Below are 17,439 nucleotides of genomic sequence, written 5' to 3'. Positions count from 1 at the left end.
GTGCTGCCGCAGACACCTCTGCCTGCCACGGGCGCAGCAGGGCACGGCTCGCGAGCGCCGCGGGTACTGCGCCGGCAGTACGCACGGCGTACTGCGGCCGAGCGACGCCTCGGGCCCGGATCGTCCATAGGCTCCGGGCATGACGCTGCTCAGTGACCTACGCGCACTCCAGCGGCGGCACCCAGCGGTGTTCGATGCGCTGCTGGTGCTGGGTCTGGCGCCGATCGTGATCCTCCTACCCGACCCCGACCGACCGGACGGGTCGGCGTTGTCCGGCGCGGCTGCCGTCGTCGCGATCCTGACGTGCGCGCTCCTGGGTGTGCGTCGCCGTCGACCCGGCGCCGTGCTGGCCGGCACCGTCGTGGGTGCCGTCACCGTCATCCTGCTCGCCGACGGGGCGTCGTGGGTCGTCCTCGCGCCGTTCGTGGCGTTGTACACGTTCGCGGTCGCCCACGACCGACTCAGCACGGTAGTGGCCTTCGTGGCGTCGCTCGCGGCGGTGACGGTGTCCGTCGCGCTGGTGACGACGCCGTGGCCGCCCGATCCGACGTCGTTCCAGTACATCTCCTCGTTCGCCGTCGCGGCCGCGGTCGGCGCGGCGGTCCGTTCTCGTCGTGCCTACGTCGTGGCCGTCGAGGAGCGTGCCGAACGGGCTGAGCGCGGCCGCGAGCAGGAGGCCGCCCGGCGGGTGGCGGAGGAACGGCTGCGCATCGCCCGCGAGCTCCACGACGTGGTCGCGCACCGGGTGGCGATCGTCAACGTCCAGGCCTCGGTGGCTCGTCATCTCGTGCTCGCCGACCCGCACGCGGCCCTGACGGCGATCGAGCACGTCCGGGACGCCGGGCGGGCGATCCTCGACGAGCTGGGCGACGTGCTGAACGTCCTGCGTCAGCCGGACGAAGCGGTGGACCCTCACTCGCCTGCGCCCGGTCTGGACGACGTGCACCGCCTGGTGGCATCCTTCCAGGCCGCCGGCCTGCGCATCAGGCAGTCGGTGTCCGGCAGTCCTCGCGCTGTGGCGGGGGGAGCAGACCTCGTGGCGTACCGGGTCCTCCAGGAGGCCCTCACCAACGCCCACAAGCACGGAACCGGGACGGCGACCATGACCATCCGCTACGGGCCGACCGGAGTCGGCCTCGAGGTCACCAATCCGGCTGCCGGGGTGTCGGGATCGCCGGAGGACGCGCCCAGCAACGCCGGCTTCGGACTCGTCGGGATGCGCGAGCGCGTCGCGGCGGTGGGCGGGGAGATGGAGGCGCGCGACGACCCGGACGGGCGCTTCCGCGTGTCGGTCCGACTGCCCGACCGGTCAGGGGTGGAGGCGTGAGCATCCGCGTCGTCATCGCGGACGACCAGGGGCTCATCCGTGCCGGCTTCAAGGCGTTGATCGACTCCGCCCCGGACATGTGCGTGGTGGGGGAGGCCGCCAACGGGCGGGAGGCGGTCGACCTGGTCCGCGAGACCCGCGCCGACGTCGTCGTCATGGACATCCGGATGCCCGAGATGGATGGGCTGGGGGCGACGCGCCTGATCAGCGCCGACGAGGACATGGCCGGGGTCCGCGTCCTCATCCTGACCACCTTCGAGCTCGACGAGTACGTCCTGGACGCGGTCGAGGCCGGCGCCAGCGGGTTCCTCGGCAAGAGCGTCGATCCCGAGGAGCTGGTGCAGGCGATCAGGACGTTGGCGGCGGGCGACGCCCTCCTCTCGCCCAAGGCGACCAGGGCCCTCATCAGCCGCTACGCGAGGGTGGGCGGGACCGAGGCTGCCGGAGCCCTGGACCCGGCACTCCTGCCCGGGTTGACCGACCGGGAGCGCGAGGTCGTCGCCCTGGTGGCTCACGGGTTGACCAACGACGACATCGCCGAGCGCCTCTTCGTCTCACCGCTGACGGCCAAGACCCATGTGAACCGCGCGATGATGAAGGTCGGCGCACGTGATCGGGCGCAGCTGGTCGTCGCCGCCTACCAGAGCGGTCTCATCCGGCCGGCGCCGAAGCCCTGAGGGACCAGGCTCGGAGCGACGCAGAGCGGGCGCTCAGCGCAGGGGGTCGATCATCGTCATGCCGGCAACGGTGGCCTGGTCGAACCCCGGCAGCAGGACCGCGGCGTCGTCCAGACCGATGGTCCGCTCGATGAGCCGGTGCGGCTGCAGCGACCCGTCCTCGATCAGCGCCAGCATGTCGGGGTAGTCGGCCGCGGCCATCCCGTGGCTGCCCAGGACGTCGAGCTCCCAGGCGATCACGCGGTCCATCGGCACCCTCGGGTGCCCGCCGACCGGCGGGAGCAGGCCGACCTGGACGAGGCGGCCGCGACGACGGAGGCTCAGGATGGCGTCGGCGGAGGTCTGCTCGCTGCCGACGGCGTCGATCGCGACGTCGGTGCCGCCCACGACGAGGTCCCCGACGGCCGCGGGGACGTCCGTGCCGTCGGCAAGGAGGGTGTGGTCGGCGCCGAGGTCGGCGGCCACCGCCAACGCCGCCCGGTTGCGGTCGACCACGACGACGTGGGCGCCGAGGGCGCGGGCGATCATCACCGTGCTGAGGCCGACGCCGCCGGCACCGATGACCGTGACCCACTCGCCCTCGGTGACCCGTGCTCGCCCGACGAGCGCGCGGTACGCCGTGGCGAACCGGCAGCCGAGACCGGCCGCCGTCGCGAAGCCGACCGACCCGGGGACGGCGACCAGGTTGGTGTCGGCGGCGTGCAGGGCGACGTACTCGGCGAACGAGCCCCAGTGGGTGAACCCCGGCTGCTGCTGGTCGGGACAGACCTGGGCGTTGCCGCTGCGGCACCAGGAGCAGCGACCGCAGCCGCAGACGAACGGGACGGTGACCCGGTCCCCGACCTGCCACAGGTCGACGCCGGTGCCGACCTCGACGACCTCGCCGGCGAGCTCGTGGCCGGGTACGTGCGGGAACGCGATCTCGTCGTGCCCTGCCCACGCGTGCCAGTCGCTACGGCACATCCCCGTGGCGACGACCCGGACGACGACGCCGCCGGCGGGGGCGGAGGGCTGCGGCACGTCTCGGACCTCGGGCCGCGAGCGGGCTGCGTCGACCACGACTGCGCGCATGCGCCCATCCTCGCAAGCGCCCCGCGGCACCCGCGACGTCAGTGCAGCGCGACCTCGCCGCCGAGCTCCCAGCGCACCGGGGCGAGGGGGTCCGGCTCGTAGCTGCAGTAGGTCCCGGTGCGCACCGTGCGGTCCAGGTGGGTGCCGAGGTCGGGGTGCGACTCCCCGAGCTTGCGCAGGGCGTAGCGCAGCGCGCGAGCCACGCTCGTGCGGGCTCGCTCCGACGTACCCCCGACCGTGCGGGCGCGGCCGCCGAGGCCCACGGCTCGGGTCAGCTCCGCGACCAGGTAGTCACGGTCGCGCTGCGCCAGCGACAGCCGCGCCAGGTCGTGCATCTCCTCCGCCTCGGCGATGTCGTCGTCGACCTCGTCCAGGCGTCGGCGGTAGGCCGCCCGGGCCTCGTCGTCGAGCACCGGCAGGCCGACGTCGGGCACGGTCACGTCGCCGTGCGTCTGCGTCCCGGCGCGCGGCGCACGCAGCGTGCCGTGCTCGACGGCGACCAGGTCGAGGACGTGGAACTCGCGACCCGGCTCGGCCAGGAGCCGCTCCAGGTAGCGCAGGCCCTTGAGGTCGGGCACCAGCACCTCCCGACCCCGGAAGCACACCGAGCGACCCTGCCCCGCCCGGCGGAACGTGGCGGTCACCGCTGCCGCCCGCTCGGTCGCGACGGCGGCCACGACCGGCGTCCCGGCCGCCAGGAGGCCGCGCGTCTCGGCCGCGCGACCAGCTGCGCCGAACCCGACGAACCCGGCCAGCGCGGCCTCCCACTCCAGGCGCGCGCGAGCAGTGCTCCCACTGCGTTCGTGGGCCTGGCCGAGCACGACCCGGGCCGCCGCCGTCTCGTACGGCGCACCCATGTCCGCCCACGCCGCCACGGCCCCGGAGGAGGCGTCGATCGCAGCATCGGTGTCGCCCGCGAGCAGCGCCTCGCGGGCGGTCGCCAGCGCGGCTGCCGCCGCGAGTCCCGGGCTCGGGTAGCGGTCGGCGACGTCGCGCAGCGCCGCCGCAGCGACCGCCAGGGTCGCCGCATCGCCCACCACGCCGGCGATCTCGGCCTGGGCGTCGTACAGCGGTGCCAGACGCAGGTCGCCGAACGGCGGCCGCTCCTTCCACGGCACCTCGACGGGGTGCTCGATCGCGTTCGCGACCAGGTCGGCGGCCGCCGCCGCGTCTCCCTGCCTCAGGCGCAGGAGAGCCAGGCCCGGGTGCGGGCTCCAGGCGTGCTCGTGGGCGGCGAGGAAGGCCTCCTCCGCGCCGTCCAGGTCACCCTTGCGCAGTCGGATGTTGCCCAGCTCGACCAGCGGCCAGCCGAACTCGCGCCTCATCCAGGGCCGCAGCTCCTCGCAGGCGCCGAGCGCCTCTGCCTCGGCCAGGTCGCACGGGCCGGTCACCCTCAGGATCTCGGCGCGGTGCACCCGGCAGCGGCCGTGGATCCCGCCGTACGCCGAACCGTGGCGCCACCGCTCCATGACCTCGGTCCACTCGCGGGCGCGGTCGTGCAGGGCCAGGCCCTGCGCGGCGCAGATGAGCTCGCAGTACATCATCCCGGTCGTCAACGGATCGACGTCGTCGGACATCAGCTGCACCGCGACCTCGTCGAGGAGGTCCAGCCCCTCGGCGACCTGTCCCTCCGCGATCAGCACGCGGCCCGTCGCGGTCTGGCCGATCGTGACCGCGGCGGGGACGGCGAGGCGCCGGCCCAGCTCGATCGACCGGGCCGCGGCGGCCATCGCACCCACGGGGTCACCGCACATCACGCGCTCGTAGGTACGGGTCATCGCGACGACGGCGTGGGCGGGTGCCTCCGGGTGGTCCGCGAGGAGCCGCTCGGCCCGGCGCAGCCAGCCGCGCACCGGTGCCATCAGGCCGGTGTCGATCATCAGGAACATCGCCACCATGCCGGCCGCCCACGCCGCCTCCGCCTGCGCACCCTCGCCGAGGCGGAGGGTGTAGAGGTCCTCCCAGGAGCCGATCGACAGCTCGAGCTCACCCACGCCGTACGCCGCCTGCGCGCGCACCTGCAGCGCCTCCGGGCCGTCGGACGGCGAGCGGTCGCGCCCGACCGCCTCGAGGGCGGCGGGCCAGTCGCCGTGCTCGAGTGCCGCTCGCGCGGCCCTCAGGTCGGTCACCGTCGCATTGTGACACCGCTTGTCACGCCCTGGTCGTCGACGGACGCCTCGTCCGTCCCGACGAGAGGACCGACCCATGCACCTCCCCAAGAACCAGATCCCCACCCGCATCGACGTGCCCGGTGCGGTCGCCCGCCAGCTGCCCGACTTCGGCTCGACCGCCGCGGACGAGGCCATCGGGGCGGAGTACTTCTCCCTCGCCGCCGGCACCGACATCGCGCCCCTGCTCGTGGGTCTGGAGGGCGACCTGTGCCAGTCACCGCACTGGGGCTACCTGATCGCGGGCGAGGTCGTCGTCAGCTACCGCGACGGCGAGGTGGAGCAGGTCACCGGGGGAGACGTCTTCTTCTGGCCCGCGGGACACAGCGTCGCGGTCCGGACGGACGCCGAGATCGTCCTGTTCTCTCCCCAGGTCGCGCACGGACGCGTGATCGACCACCTGCGCGGGCAGCTCGTGCCGGCCGGCTCCTGAACCGACACCTCCTCGACCACCGCCGGTCGACGCTGACCGACGGTGGCCGGGGAGCGACTACCGGCCGTGACCGCCGCGGCGGAGCGTCGCGTCGGTCAGCCACGGCGGTGCGTAACCGCGGTCGGCGTCGTTGAGGGTGGTGCCGGGCGGGACGATCTCGTCGATGGCGTCGAGCACGTCGCGCGAGAGGGTCACCTTCTCCACGCCGAGCTGCGACTCGAGCTGCTCGAGGGTGCGGGGGCCGATGATGGCCGAGGAGACCGCGGGGTGCTCGAGGACGAACGCCAGCGCCAGGTGGACCAGCGACAGGCCGGCCTCGTCGGCGAGGTCGGTGAGGCGGTGGACGGTGTCGAGCTTGGCGGCGTTCTCGGGGCTCGACGGGTCGTGCCGGGCGGGCTGGCGCTGCAGGCGGCTCGACGTGACGGCCGGCGCCTCGCCGCGGCGGTAGCGGCCGGAGAGCCAGCCGCCGGCGAGCGGGCTCCAGGGCAGGACGCCGATGCCGTGCTTCTGGGCGGTCGGCAGCACGTCGCGCTCGACCTCGCGGGCGAGGATCGAGTACGGCGGCTGCTCGGTGACGGGCCGCTCCCGCTGGCGCTTCTCGGCCACCCACTGCGCCTCGACGAGCTGCGAGGGCAGGAACGTGGAGGTGCCGACGTAGCGGACCTTGCCCTGGCGGACCAGGTCGGTCAGCGCACCGAGGGTCTCGTCGATCGCGACCTCGGGCCGGGGGCGGTGCACCTGGTAGAGGTCGATGTGGTCGGTCTGCAGGCGCCGCAGCGAGGCCTCGACCTCGCGCACGATCCAGCGCCGTGAGCTGCCGGCCTGGTTGGGGTCGTCGTCGTGCATGGCGCCGTGGAACTTGGTGGCCAGCACGACGTCGTCGCGGCGTCCCTTGATCGCCTTGCCGACGATCTCCTCGGACTCACCGCGCGAGTAGACGTCGGCGGTGTCGATGACGTTGATGCCGGCGTCGAGCGCACGGTGGATGATCCGGGTGCTCTCGTCGTGGTCGGGGTTGCCCCAGGCGCCGAACATCATCGCGCCGAGGGTCAGCGGGCTGACCCGGACGCCGGTGGTGCCGAGCGGGCGGTACGTCGTGAAGTCGGTCATGCGGGGTCCCCTCGGCGTTGCTCGGCGGAGGAGCGAAGCGGGGGAGGCGAGGAACGTCGTGGGGTGCTCATGCGATCTCCTGGTCGGTGGCAAGAGTGGAGCGGACAGGGGCGGGGCGGTCGAGCCCGTAGTGGTCACGCAGGGTGCGGCCGGCGTACTCGCGCCGGAACAGACCGCGCTCCTGCAGCACCGGCACCACGTGGTCGACGAAGACCTCGAGGCCCGAGGGCAGGACCGCCGGCATCACGTTGAAGCCGTCGGCGGCGCCGGCCGATGACCATTCCTCCAGCGCGTCGGCGACCTGCTCGGGCGTGCCCGAGAAGGTGCGGTGGCCGCGGCCGCCGCCGAGCCGGCCGATGAGCTGGCGCACGGTGAGCCGTTCGCGCCGGGCGAGGGTGACGATCAGCGTGTAGCGCGACTTGGCGCCCTCGATCTCGTCCTCGTCGGGCAGGTCGGCGGGCAGCTCCTGGTCGAGCGCCAGGTCGACCGGGTCGACGCGCAGGGTGCGCGCGAGCTGGTCGCGGGCGTACTCCGGCCGGATCAGCTCGTCGAGCTGCCGCTCCAGCGCGATCGCCTCGGCCTCGGTGCTGCCGATGACCGGGACGATGCCCGGCAGCACCCTGAGGGTGCCGGGGTCGCGGCCGTGGCGGCGGGCGCGGGCCTTGACGTCGGCGTAGAACGCCTGCGCGTCGGCGAGCGTCTGCTGCGCGGTGAAGATGGCCTCGGCGTGCCGGGCGGCGAAGTCGCGACCGTCCTCCGACGACCCGGCCTGCACCAGCACCGGGCGGCCCTGCGGAGAGCGCGGCACGTTGAGGGGCCCGGCGACGCCGAAGTACTGGCCGCGGTGGGCGGCGGGGTGCACCCGGTCGCCGTCGCCCCAGCGCCCGGCCGCCTTGTCGGCGAGCACCGCGTCGTCGTCCCAGCTGTCCCAGAGCTTGGCGCTCACCTCGACGAACTCCTCGGCCCGGCGGTAGCGCTCGCGGTGGCCGGGCAGCTCCTCGAGGTTGAAGTTGCGCGCCGCGTCGAGGGTGGCGGTGGTGACGATGTTCCACCCCGCGCGCCCACCGCTGAGGTGGTCGAGCGAGGCGAAGCGCCGCGCCAGGTTGAACGGCTCGTTGTACGTCGTCGACGCCGTCGCGATCAGGCCGACCCGCTCGGTGGCCATCGCCATCGCGGCCAGCAGGACCGTCGGCTCGAGCGAGCCGGCGGGACGGCGTCCGACGTCGCTGAACAACGCCGGGGAGTCGGCGAAGAACACCGAGTCCATCAGGCCGCGCTCGGCGGTGCGGGCCATCGCGACGTAGTGGTGCACGTCGGTGTTGGCGGTCGGGTCGCTCTCGGGCAGCCGCCACGACGCCTCGTGGTGGCCGGTGCTCATCAGGAACGCGTTGAGGTGCAGCTGCGTCCTGCGGGTCGCGTCGCTCATGAGGCCTCCTTGCGGTCGACGCCGTGGCTGCGGTCGGGACGGTTGCCGGCGAGGTCGTCGGGGTCGGGGTCGTGCACCAGCCCGTCGTCGTCGACGTCGACGCCCAGGGCGTTGAGGAGACGGCGGCGCAGCGCCGCGAACCCGGGGGCGGCCGGGTCGCGCCGCGACCCGAGCTCGACCGGTACGTCGCTCTGCACGACGCCGCCGTCGAGCACGATCACCCGGTCGGCCAGCACGATCGCCTCGTCGACGTCGTGGGTGACCAGCAGCACCGCGGGCCGGTGCCGCTCGCACAGGGCGCGCAGCAGGGTGTGCATGTTGAGCCGGGTCAGGGCGTCCAGCGCCCCGAACGGCTCGTCGGCCAGCAGCAGCTGCGGGTCGCGCACCAACGACCGTGCGAGCGCCGCGCGCTGGGCCTCGCCGCCGGACAGCTCGTGCGGCCAGGCCCGCTCACGCCCGGCCAGGCCGACCTCGGCCAGCGCCGTGCGGCCGCGCTTCCTCACGTCGGCGCCGTCGAGGCCGAGGACGACGTTGTCGAGCACCCGGCGCCAGGGCAGCAGCCGCGAGTCCTGGAAGACCATCGACGCCTTCTCCGGCACCCGCACGGTGCCCCAGCCGTCGACGCCGCGGTCGAGCCCGGCCAGTGCACGCAGCAACGTGCTCTTGCCGCTGCCGCTGCGCCCGATGAGGGCGACGAACTCGCCCTCCGCGATCTGCAGGTCGAGGCCGTTGAGCACGCCCCCGGCCTTGTTGAAGCTGCGGTGGAGCCCGGTGACCTCGACGGCCGGCGCCGTCGCCGACCCGCCGAGCCCGGTCAGCTCTCGAGTGTCCGTCGCCATGTCAGCGCCTTCCTTCCGATGAGGCGTACGACGCCGTCGGCCAGCAGGCCGAGGACGGCGTACACGACGAGGCCGACGATGATCACGTCGGTCTGTCCGTAGCTGGAGGCCAGCGTGATCATGTAGCCGATCCCGCTGGTCGCGTTGATCTGCTCGACCACGACGAGCGCCAGCAGCGCCGAGGTGACCGCGAAGCGCAACCCGAGGAGGAACCCCGGCATCGCGCCGGGGATGACCACGTGCCGCACGAACGCCACCCGGCCGACGCCGGTCGTCTCGGCGAGCTCGGCGTAGCGGCTGTCGATGCTGCGCAGCCCGTTGTGGGTGTGGATGTAGATCGGCACCAGGACGCCGAGGGCGATCGTGTAGACCTTCATCTCCTCGCCGATCCCGAACCACAGGATCAGCAGCGGGATGAGCGCCAGGCTGGGGATCGACCGCTTGATCTGCACGGGCCCGTCGATGACGCTCTCGCCGAGCCGGGACAGCCCGGCCACCAGCGCGAGGACCAGGCCGACCGCGATGCCGAGGCCGAGACCCAGGAAGGCGCGGGTAGCGGAGGTGACCAGCCCGTCCTGCAGGCGGCCGTCGGCCCACAGGTCGCGCGCCGTGGACACCACGGTCCACGGCGCCGACAGGGTGCGCTCGTCGAGCAGGCCGGTGGCGGAGCCGATGATCCAGGCCCCGAGCAGCAGCACCGGGCCCAGCAGGATGCCGCCGGGGACGCCGTTGCCGGGGCCGAGCCGCCGGAGCCGGACGCGGTCGTCCGCGCCGGGCGACGTCGGGGGCGACCCGGGTGCGGTACCCGGGGCGTCGAGGGTGGGGACACTCATGCGGCGTCCTCCTCGGCCGGGGCCTCGGCGCCCGGCTCGAAGCGCCGGTCGTAGAGGTCGTTCAGGTCGAGCGGCTCGTGGCCCTGCTCGGTGGCGAGCAGGTCGGCGACGGCCTGGTGCTCGGTGATCACGGCGTCCCAGTCGGTGGGGATCTCCTTGTCCCCGAGCGCGTCGACGAGGAAGGCGGCGTCCTCCTCGGAGAGGCCCTCGTGCTCGACGTAGTAGCCCTGGGCGTACTCCTCGGGGTTCTCGTTGACCCAGTCGACGGCCTCGGCCCAGACCTCGGTGTACTTCTTCAGCGCCGCGGCCTTGTTTGCGTCCTCGAGCACCTCGGTGGGCACGTAGAGGTGCCAGAAGTCGTCGCGGACGCCGGGCGAGATGGTCGTGGCGCCGTCCTGCTCGTACTTGGCCAGGAACGGCGGCACCAGCGTCTGGCCCAGCGGCGCGACGTCGACCTGTCCGCTGCCGAGGGCGTTGACGTAGACGTCGTCGACGCTGGCCATCTCGACCAGCTCGACGTCGTCCTGGGTCAGGCCGGCCTCCTGCAGGACCTTGAGGACGATCGCGCCCTGCGCCTGGCCGGGGCTGTAGGCGATCTTCTTGCCCTCGAGGTCGGCGAGGTCGGCCACCTCGACGCCCGGCGCGATGCCCAGCTCGTACGTCGGGTGCTCGAGCGGGTCGACCGTGTAGCGGGCCGCGATGATCTTGACGTCGGTGCCGGTCCACTGCGCGAACAGCGGCGGGATGTCGGCCACGGCACCGACGTCGATGGCGTCGGCGCGGAACGCCTCCAGGGTCTTGGGTCCGCCGCTGATGTTGGCCCACTCGACCTCGAACGGCAGCTCGTCCTCCAGGCCCGAGAGCTCGAGGGCGACCTGCGTCGCCGGGTCACCGACGCGGAGCACGACGTCGTCGGGCACGTCGTCGGGGATCGCGGCGGTCAGCTCCAGCCGGGGACCCTCGTCCTCGGAGCCGCAGCCGGAGAGCAGGAAGGGCAGGGCGGTCGCGAACGTGGCGGCCAGGGCCAGGACGCGTGGTCGGCGGCGCGGCCGGCGCAGGGTCGTGCGGTGCTCGGGCACGGGGTCTCCTCGGGGAACGGAATCGAAGTCAGGTAACTGTATAAACCCACTTGAGTTACTTATCAAGTCACCGTGCCGAGGGTCACCAGGTCCCTGCCAGCATGTGCGGGTGACGTACGCCGTCCGCGTGGCGAACCTGTCGGTGCGCAACCGGCAACCCCAGGCCGATGCCGTCACGCTGGTCGCCGGGCGGCCGGACCTGGTGGCGGTGTGCGAGGTCTCGCGCAGCTGGGAGCCGGTGGTGCGGTCGGTGCCGGGCTACACCTACGTCGGCCGCGACGGCCCCACCCACGGCAGCCGCGAGGTCGGGCTGCTGGTGCGCGACGACGTCGAGGTCGTCGACAGCGACGTCGTCCAGATGTCGGCCGCCGTGCCTCGCTCGGTGATGGCGCACGACCGGTGGGGTGCGTGGGCGCGGGTGGTGCTGCCCGGCGGGGTGCGGGCCCTGGCCTACTCGACGCACCGCAACGCCTGGGTGCAGGGGCCCCGCGGCGGCGTGCGGCCGCTGGCGCGCGGCACCCGCGAGTACCGCGCCCACGTGCGCGCCGAGCGCGCCCTGCTCATCCGGCACGGGGCCGCGGGCTGGCCGCTCCTGGGCGGCGGCGACTTCAACTTCCGCGTGCCGCGCGGCTCGGTGACGACGGTGGCGCAGGCGTGGGGGCACTCCCCGCACCGGGCGTTCGCCGCGATGGGCCTGACCTACGTGCCGCACGGCTGGGACGGCGCCTGCTTCGACCCGGCCGCCTTCACCGCCGTCGGCGGGCTCGAGGTCATCCGCCGCGAGACCACCGGCTCCGACCACGACTGGGTCACGCTGTCCGTCGAGCGGCGCCGGCCGCCCGTGGGACCCTGACCGGGTGCCGTACCCGCCGCCCCTGGCCGTGGCGCCCGACGTCGACGTGCGGCTCGCCGTCGTGCTCGTCGTCCTGCTCGTGCTCGCGGTCGGCGCGTCGTGGCTCGGCGGGCTCGGCACCGGGCGGCAGCAGGTCACCGCGGTGGCGCGGGCGGTGGCGCAGCTGGCCGTGGTCTCGCTGCTGCTGGCCGCCGCGCTCGAGTCGGTCGCCGGCGCGCTCGCGTTCGTCGCGGTGATGCTCGTCGTCGCGACGCTCACGGCGGGCCGGCGGCTCGGGGTGACCCGGGCGCAGACGGCGTGGGTGGGGCTCGCGATCGTGGCCGGCGCGGCGCCGGTCATCGCCCTCGCGGTCGGGTCGGGGGTCCTCCCCCGCAACGGCGTCGGCATCGTGCCCTTCGCCGGCATCGTCATCGGCGGTGCGATGACCGCCGCCACCCTGACCGGACGCCGGGCCGCCGACGACCTGCTGGCCCAGCGCGGCGCCTACGAGGCCGCGCTCGCGCTCGGCATGAGCGGCGCGGACGCCGTCCTCCTGCTCGTGCAGCGCACCGCCCGGGAGGCCCTGCTGCCCGGGCTCGACCAGACCCGCACCGTCGGGCTGGTGACGCTGCCCGGTGCGTTCGTCGGGGTGCTCCTGGGCGGCGGCAGCGCCGCGCAGGCCGGCGCCGCCCAGGTGCTGGTGCTGGTCGGGCTGGTCGCGACGCAGGCCGTCACCTGCGCGCTGGTGCTCCACCTGGTCGCGACGGCGCGAGTACGCCGCCGCGACCTGGTCGACCTGCCGGCCTGACGGCGGTGCGCACCTCACCGGGTCTCGACTCGGGCTCGCTGGCGCTCGCCCGGCTCGACCAGCGTCAGTCGCCGACGGGGCCGTCGTACGGCGGCCGATCACCGACGGTGGTCGAGCCGCGGGGACGAAGTCTCCACGAGTCGAGACCCCCGCAGGGCGGTCACCTCGCCGGGTCTCGACCCAGGCTCGCTGGCGCTCGCCCGGCTCGACCAGCCCCGATCGAGGCTTCACCCCGTCGAGGGCCGTCAGGAGGCGCCCATCTGGGTACGGGTAGTGGCATGAGACCGCTCCGGGAGACCCAGGAGGCCGTCGACGAGTTCGGACCGTTCGGGGTGGACGAGGACCTCGTCGAGCAGCTGACCCGGTCGGCCGACGAGGTGCGCCAGATCGTGCCCACCTGCACCGGCATCACGCTGGCGATGGTGCGCGAGGGCGTGGCCTTCACCCTGGTCGCGACCGACGACGAGGTCGCCGCGCTCGACGGCGTGCAGTACGTCGACGACGGACCCTGCGTCGCCGCGGCCGCGGAGGCGCACCGCATCACCTTCGACGCCGGCGACCCGACCGACGAGCAGCGCTGGGACCTCTTCGCCCGGGCCACCGCCGCCCGCGCGGTGGCCAGCACGCTGACGCTGCCGATCACCGACCACGACGTCGTCACCGGCAGCGTCAACCTCTACGCCGCCGTCCCGCACGCCTTCGACGGCCACCACGACGAGGTCGCCAACGTGTTCGGCGCCTGGGCCGGCGGCGCGGTGACCAACGCCGACCTCGACTTCACGTCTCGCCGAGAGGCGGAGCGGGCGCCCGAGGTCCTGCGTCGCCAGCTCCGGATCAGCCAGGCGGTGGGCCAGCTGGCCGCGACGCGCCGCCTCGACCCCGACGCGGCGCTCGCGCTGATCGAGGACGCGGCGACGCGCGCCGGCGTCGACGCCGTGATGATCGCCGACCTGGTCATGGAGACCTGGGGCACCGGCGGGATCTAGCGTGCTGGGTCCGTGCGGGTGTATCAGGCCCGCCGCCCGGCTCCCTAGCGTCGAGGCACCAGCTTGCCGCGAACGACCGAGACGGGACGGAGACACCATGTCGACCGACGCCATCGTGCTGCTCAAGAACGACCACAAGGAGATCCTCAAGACCTTCAAGGACTTCGAGAAGCTCGGCCCCGACGCCCACGTCCGCAAGGGACAGCTCGTCGACAAGATGATCGAGCTGCTCACCGTGCACACCTACATCGAGAACGAGGTCATGTACCCGCGGGTGCGTGAGCTGCTGCCCGACCTCGAGGACGACGTGCTCGAGTCCTACGAGGAGCACCACGTCGCCGACGTGATCGTGATGGAGCTCGCCGCGATGGCGCCGGACGCCGAGCGGTTCACGGCCAAGACCACCGTCCTCATCGAGAACGTGCGCCACCACATCGAGGAGGAGGAGGACGAGTGGTTCCCGGAGGTCCGGGAGGGGCTCAGCCGCAAGGTGCTGCAGGAGATCGGCCAGGAGATGCTGGACGCCAGGAAGAAGGCGCCGACCCGGCCCTCGCAGCCGAGCGCGCTGAAGAAGACTGTCGACGCCGTCATCAAGTAGCCCGCTCGGGCCGGTCCGATCAGACCACCAGCCACACCGCCAGCGCCAGCACGAACACCGTGGTGCCGAGGGTGGTCTCCAGGACCGTCCAGGTCTTCAGCGTCGTCTTGACGTCGAGGCCGAGGAACTTCCCGACCAGCCAGAACCCCGAGTCGTTGACGTGGGACAGCACCGTCGCACCCGCCGCGATGGCGCACACGACCAGCGCGACCTCGACGCTGCTCAGCCCGGCGCCGCCGACCGGTCCGGCGATCAGGCCGGCGGTCGTGGTGATGGCGACGGTGGCCGACCCCTGCGCCACGCGCAGCAGGGCGGAGATCACGAACGCCTGGACGATCAGCGAGAACCCGAGGTCGCTCAGCGAGGAGCTGAGCGCCGCACCGATGCCGCTGAGCTCGAGCACGCCGCCGAACATGCCACCGGCACCGGTGATCAGGATGATCGCGCAGATCGGGGCGAGGGCGTCGTCGAGCAGGTCGGAGACGCGGCCCATCGAGGCGCGGGGCCGCCCGAGCACCGCGACCGCGAGGAGCACGGTGATCAGCAGCGCGATCGGGGTCTGACCCAGCAGCGAGAGCACCTCGACCCAGAGCGCGCCCTCGTCGAGGGTGCCGGCCGTGACCAGCGTGTCGGTGATCGTGTCGCCGGCGATCAGCACCAGCGGCACCAGCAGCAGCCCGAGCACGACGCCGAACGCCGGCGGGCGGCCGTCGAACCCGGCCCCGGGGTCGTCGGGGTCGCCGGCCGGGTCGTCGAGGCCCCCGGAGGCCCCGCCGGTGGCGTCGTCGCCGCCACCACCGGTGCGCACCCGGCCGAAGACGGCGTCGGTCACGGGGACGTCGATGCGGGCGCCGATCACCCGCGAGGGCAGCATCACGCCGACGTACCAACCGATCACCGCGATCGGGACGCCGACCAGCAGGACGACCCCGATGTCGGCGTCGAGGGCGCCGGCGGCCGCGACGGGGCCGGGGTGGGGCGGCACGATGGCGTGCATCGCGGCGAACGCGCCCGCGGCCGGCAGCGCGTAGAGCAGCAGCGAGCCGCCGAAGCGGCGCGCGACGGTGAGGATGATCGGCAGGAACACGACCAGGCCGGCGTCGAAGAAGATCGGGAAGCCGAAGAGCAGGGCCGCGACGCCGAGGGCCAGCGGGGCACGCTTCTCCCCGAAGCCCCCGATCAGGCGGTCGGCCAGCACCTGCGCACCGCCGGTCACCTCGAGCAGCCGCCCCAGCATCACCCCGAAGGCCACCAGCAGGGCCACCTCGCCCAGGGTGCCCGCGAAGCCGAACAGCAGCACGTCGGGGATCTCGGTGAGGTCGAAGCCGGCCGCGATCGCGGTGATCACGCTGACCAGCACCAGCGAGACGAACGCGTGCAGCTTGACGACGATGATCAGCACGAGCAGCACGGCGACCGCGGCGGCGGCGATCAGCAGCAGGACCGCTGTGCCGTGCACGGGATCGATGGGTTCCACGAGACCTCCCAGGTGTCCGGGCACGGGACGGTCACGGCCCGGTTTCGCCCCACACCCTCGCGGCGGGCCGCGCGCCGAGACCTCACCTGATCGGGCGTAGCGGCAAGCGGGCTAGGAACCCTCTGCGGGAGTGGGACGGGACGGGACGACGCCCGGCCAGAGGTTGAGCTGGAGCGTCAGCGCGAACCGCTGGGTGGCGTCGAGCAGGTCGATCCCGCCGACCTCGCGGACCCGGCGCAGCCGGTAGCGGAACGTGTTGGGGTGCACGATGAGCACCTCGGCGGCGCGGTTGACGTCGCCGAACGCCTCGAGCCACGCGTGCAGGGTCGCCACCAGCTGGCCGTCGTGCTCGCGGTCGTAGTCGAGGAGCCGGGCCAGGGGGCCGGCGACCGGCTCACCGCGCGCGAGCACCCGGTCGCGCAGCTCGAGCAGCAGCGACTCCGCCTGCACGTCGACCAGGCGGGCGACCGAGGAGCGGGCCTGGCCGTCGCGGAGCACCCGGAGGATCCGGTCGGTCGTCGCCCGGGCCTGGGCGATCTCGGCGAGGTCGGAGACCGCCGGCCCGATCGCGACCACGGTGCGGAGCCGCCCGCTGATCCGGGCCAGGAAGTCGGTCGCGATCCGGTGCGCGCTCGCCTCGCCGTCCTCGGCCGACCCGGCGAAGGCCACCAGCCCGTAGGCCACGCCGCCGACGAGGGCGGAGGCCGAGCGCGGGTTGACGGCGCTGAGGTGCATCGCGAAGGCGTCGCTGAGCCGCTGCCGCTCCTGCGCCGCCGCGAGGTCGGCGCCGGCGTCGGGCCGGGGGTCGGGGACGGCGAGCGCCAGCACCACCAGCGGCGTGTCGGCCAGGCCGAGCCGCTCGAGCGCCTCACGCGCACCGGTCCCGCCCTCGAGGACCGACCCCACGAGGTCGGCCCGCACCCGTCGCTCGACGTCGGCCCCGGCGCGCACCCGGAGCATGTGCAGCGCCACCAGCTTGGACGCGTCGCGCAGCGCCTCGGTGCGCTCGGCACCCAGCGGACCCGGGACGGCGGCCCAGATCGACCCCAGCACCTCGTCGCCGGCCCGGACCACGACGGCGACGCGGGGCAGGGCGATCACACCGTCGTCCTCGGGCATCGGCTCGACGTAGATCGGGTCGTCGCTGCGGTGCAGGTCGCGGAAGACCCCGCGCTCGTTGAGGATCCGCGCGTAGCGCTCCGGCACCTGGCGACCCAGGATCGTCTCGACCCGAGGCGGGTCGGCCTCGTCCTGGCGTCCGGAGAACGCCACCACCCGGGAGCTGCGGTCCTCGATCGTGATCGGCGCGTCGAGGAGGGAGGAGATGGCGTTGGCGACCGCGAAGAGGTCGCCCGAGGGCAGCCCCCCGAGCGACTCCGGCGTGGTGGCGCCGACGTCGCCCTCGGAGAGCACCGATCGCAGCATCGCCGCGAGGTGGGCCCACGGCGCTCCCCTGCTCAGGCCGAGCAGCGGCACCCCGGCCTCGGTCGCGGCGGTCCGGACCTCCGGGGTGAGCGGCACGGGCGCGCGCAGCACCAGCGCCGCCGCGCCCTGGCGTCCCAGGTCGGCCAGCAGGGCCGCCACGTCGTGCGGGGCGTCGAGCCCGACACCCAGCACGAGCGCGTGGCGGGGCAGCACCGGCACGTCGACGGGGTCGTGGATGACCACGCCGCCGATGTCGGTGGCGCCCCCGGGGTCGCCGTGGACCAGCTCGAGCAGCGTCGTGCCCAGGTCGTCGAGCACCCGCGCCAGGCTGGCCCGGGCCCGTTCGGGGG

General features: G+C 73.9%; 16 protein-coding genes. 7 read left to right on the top strand and 9 right to left on the bottom strand.

Features of this window, described 5'->3' with window-relative positions; translation table 11 throughout:
• Window positions 1–139 precede the first annotated feature (139 nt).
• Both AC4MBH_RS23120 and AC4MBH_RS23115 read left to right on the top strand, forming a co-directional pair.
• Window positions 140–1,327 (top strand): sensor histidine kinase, encoded by a 1,188-nt coding sequence (locus AC4MBH_RS23120; protein ID WP_491797766.1) that lies wholly within the window; start codon window positions 140–142, stop codon window positions 1,325–1,327.
• Window positions 1,324–2,004 (top strand): response regulator transcription factor, encoded by a 681-nt coding sequence (locus tag AC4MBH_RS23115; protein WP_491797765.1) that lies wholly within the window; start codon window positions 1,324–1,326, stop codon window positions 2,002–2,004. The genes AC4MBH_RS23120 and AC4MBH_RS23115 overlap by 4 nt, the downstream gene beginning before the upstream one ends.
• 33 nt (window positions 2,005–2,037) lie before the next feature.
• Here the strand turns inward: AC4MBH_RS23115 and AC4MBH_RS23110 are convergent, their stop codons facing one another.
• Window positions 2,038–3,075 carry an alcohol dehydrogenase catalytic domain-containing protein gene (locus tag AC4MBH_RS23110; RefSeq protein WP_491797764.1) on the bottom strand — a complete coding sequence of 346 codons (1,038 nt, stop codon included), beginning with the start codon at window positions 3,073–3,075 and terminating at the stop codon, window positions 2,038–2,040.
• Between the two features lie 38 nt (window positions 3,076–3,113).
• Window positions 3,114–5,204 (bottom strand): hypothetical protein, encoded by a 2,091-nt coding sequence (locus AC4MBH_RS23105; RefSeq protein WP_491797763.1) that lies wholly within the window; start codon window positions 5,202–5,204, stop codon window positions 3,114–3,116.
• A 76-nt stretch (window positions 5,205–5,280) separates the two neighbouring features.
• Here AC4MBH_RS23105 and AC4MBH_RS23100 point away from each other — a divergent pair, with 76 nt between their 5' ends.
• Window positions 5,281–5,676, top strand: a complete 396-nt coding sequence (locus tag AC4MBH_RS23100) for a cupin domain-containing protein (RefSeq protein ID WP_491797762.1) — start codon at window positions 5,281–5,283, stop codon at window positions 5,674–5,676.
• 57 nt (window positions 5,677–5,733) lie between these two features.
• Here AC4MBH_RS23100 and AC4MBH_RS23095 read toward each other — a convergent pair whose 3' ends face one another.
• The 5 genes from AC4MBH_RS23095 to AC4MBH_RS23075 all read right to left on the bottom strand — a co-directional run bounded on the left by AC4MBH_RS23095 (window position 5,734) and on the right by AC4MBH_RS23075 (window position 10,963).
• Window positions 5,734–6,786 carry an aldo/keto reductase gene (locus AC4MBH_RS23095; RefSeq protein ID WP_491797761.1) on the bottom strand — a complete coding sequence of 351 codons (1,053 nt, stop codon included), beginning with the start codon at window positions 6,784–6,786 and terminating at the stop codon, window positions 5,734–5,736.
• A gap of 67 nt (window positions 6,787–6,853) precedes the next feature.
• Window positions 6,854–8,212, bottom strand: coding sequence for an LLM class flavin-dependent oxidoreductase (locus tag AC4MBH_RS23090; protein WP_491797760.1), 1,359 nt, complete (start codon window positions 8,210–8,212; stop codon window positions 6,854–6,856).
• Window positions 8,209–9,051: an ABC transporter ATP-binding protein gene (locus AC4MBH_RS23085; protein WP_491797759.1), complete on the bottom strand. Its 843-nt coding sequence runs from the start codon at window positions 9,049–9,051 to the stop codon at window positions 8,209–8,211. Before AC4MBH_RS23085 ends, AC4MBH_RS23090 begins: the two co-directional genes overlap by 4 nt.
• Window positions 9,027–9,884 (bottom strand): ABC transporter permease, encoded by an 858-nt coding sequence (locus AC4MBH_RS23080; protein WP_491797758.1) that lies wholly within the window; start codon window positions 9,882–9,884, stop codon window positions 9,027–9,029. Before AC4MBH_RS23080 ends, AC4MBH_RS23085 begins: the two co-directional genes overlap by 25 nt.
• Entirely contained in the window at window positions 9,881–10,963 is a 1,083-nt protein-coding gene (locus AC4MBH_RS23075; protein WP_491797757.1) for an ABC transporter substrate-binding protein, read from the bottom strand. The genes AC4MBH_RS23080 and AC4MBH_RS23075 overlap by 4 nt, the downstream gene beginning before the upstream one ends.
• A 109-nt stretch (window positions 10,964–11,072) precedes the next feature.
• Between AC4MBH_RS23075 and AC4MBH_RS23070 the strand changes: the two genes are divergently transcribed.
• From AC4MBH_RS23070 to AC4MBH_RS23055, 4 genes are all read left to right on the top strand, one after another.
• Window positions 11,073–11,816 carry a hypothetical protein gene (locus AC4MBH_RS23070; protein WP_491797756.1) on the top strand — a complete coding sequence of 248 codons (744 nt, stop codon included), beginning with the start codon at window positions 11,073–11,075 and terminating at the stop codon, window positions 11,814–11,816.
• 4 nt (window positions 11,817–11,820) lie between these two features.
• Window positions 11,821–12,603 carry an ABC transporter permease gene (locus AC4MBH_RS23065; protein ID WP_491797755.1) on the top strand — a complete coding sequence of 261 codons (783 nt, stop codon included), beginning with the start codon at window positions 11,821–11,823 and terminating at the stop codon, window positions 12,601–12,603.
• A gap of 278 nt (window positions 12,604–12,881) precedes the next feature.
• Entirely contained in the window at window positions 12,882–13,589 is a 708-nt protein-coding gene (locus tag AC4MBH_RS23060) for a hypothetical protein (RefSeq protein ID WP_491797754.1), read from the top strand.
• A 97-nt stretch (window positions 13,590–13,686) separates the two neighbouring features.
• Complete coding sequence (locus AC4MBH_RS23055) at window positions 13,687–14,187, top strand: hemerythrin domain-containing protein (protein ID WP_491797753.1); 501 nt, start codon at window positions 13,687–13,689, stop codon at window positions 14,185–14,187.
• A gap of 19 nt (window positions 14,188–14,206) precedes the next feature.
• Here the strand turns inward: AC4MBH_RS23055 and AC4MBH_RS23050 are convergent, their stop codons facing one another.
• Both AC4MBH_RS23050 and AC4MBH_RS23045 read right to left on the bottom strand, forming a co-directional pair.
• A complete protein-coding gene (locus AC4MBH_RS23050; protein ID WP_491797752.1) occupies window positions 14,207–15,664 on the bottom strand; it encodes a GntP family permease in 1,458 nt (485 codons plus the stop codon).
• Window positions 15,665–15,775: 111 nt separating this feature from the next.
• Window positions 15,776–17,407: a helix-turn-helix domain-containing protein gene (locus tag AC4MBH_RS23045; RefSeq protein WP_491797751.1), complete on the bottom strand. Its 1,632-nt coding sequence runs from the start codon at window positions 17,405–17,407 to the stop codon at window positions 15,776–15,778.
• Window positions 17,408–17,439 lie beyond the last annotated feature (32 nt).

The organism is Nocardioides sp. WJ219 (assembly GCF_058559815.1).
The sequence above is the reverse complement of the archived record's forward strand: the minus strand, read 5'-3'. Positions and strand labels throughout refer to the sequence as shown.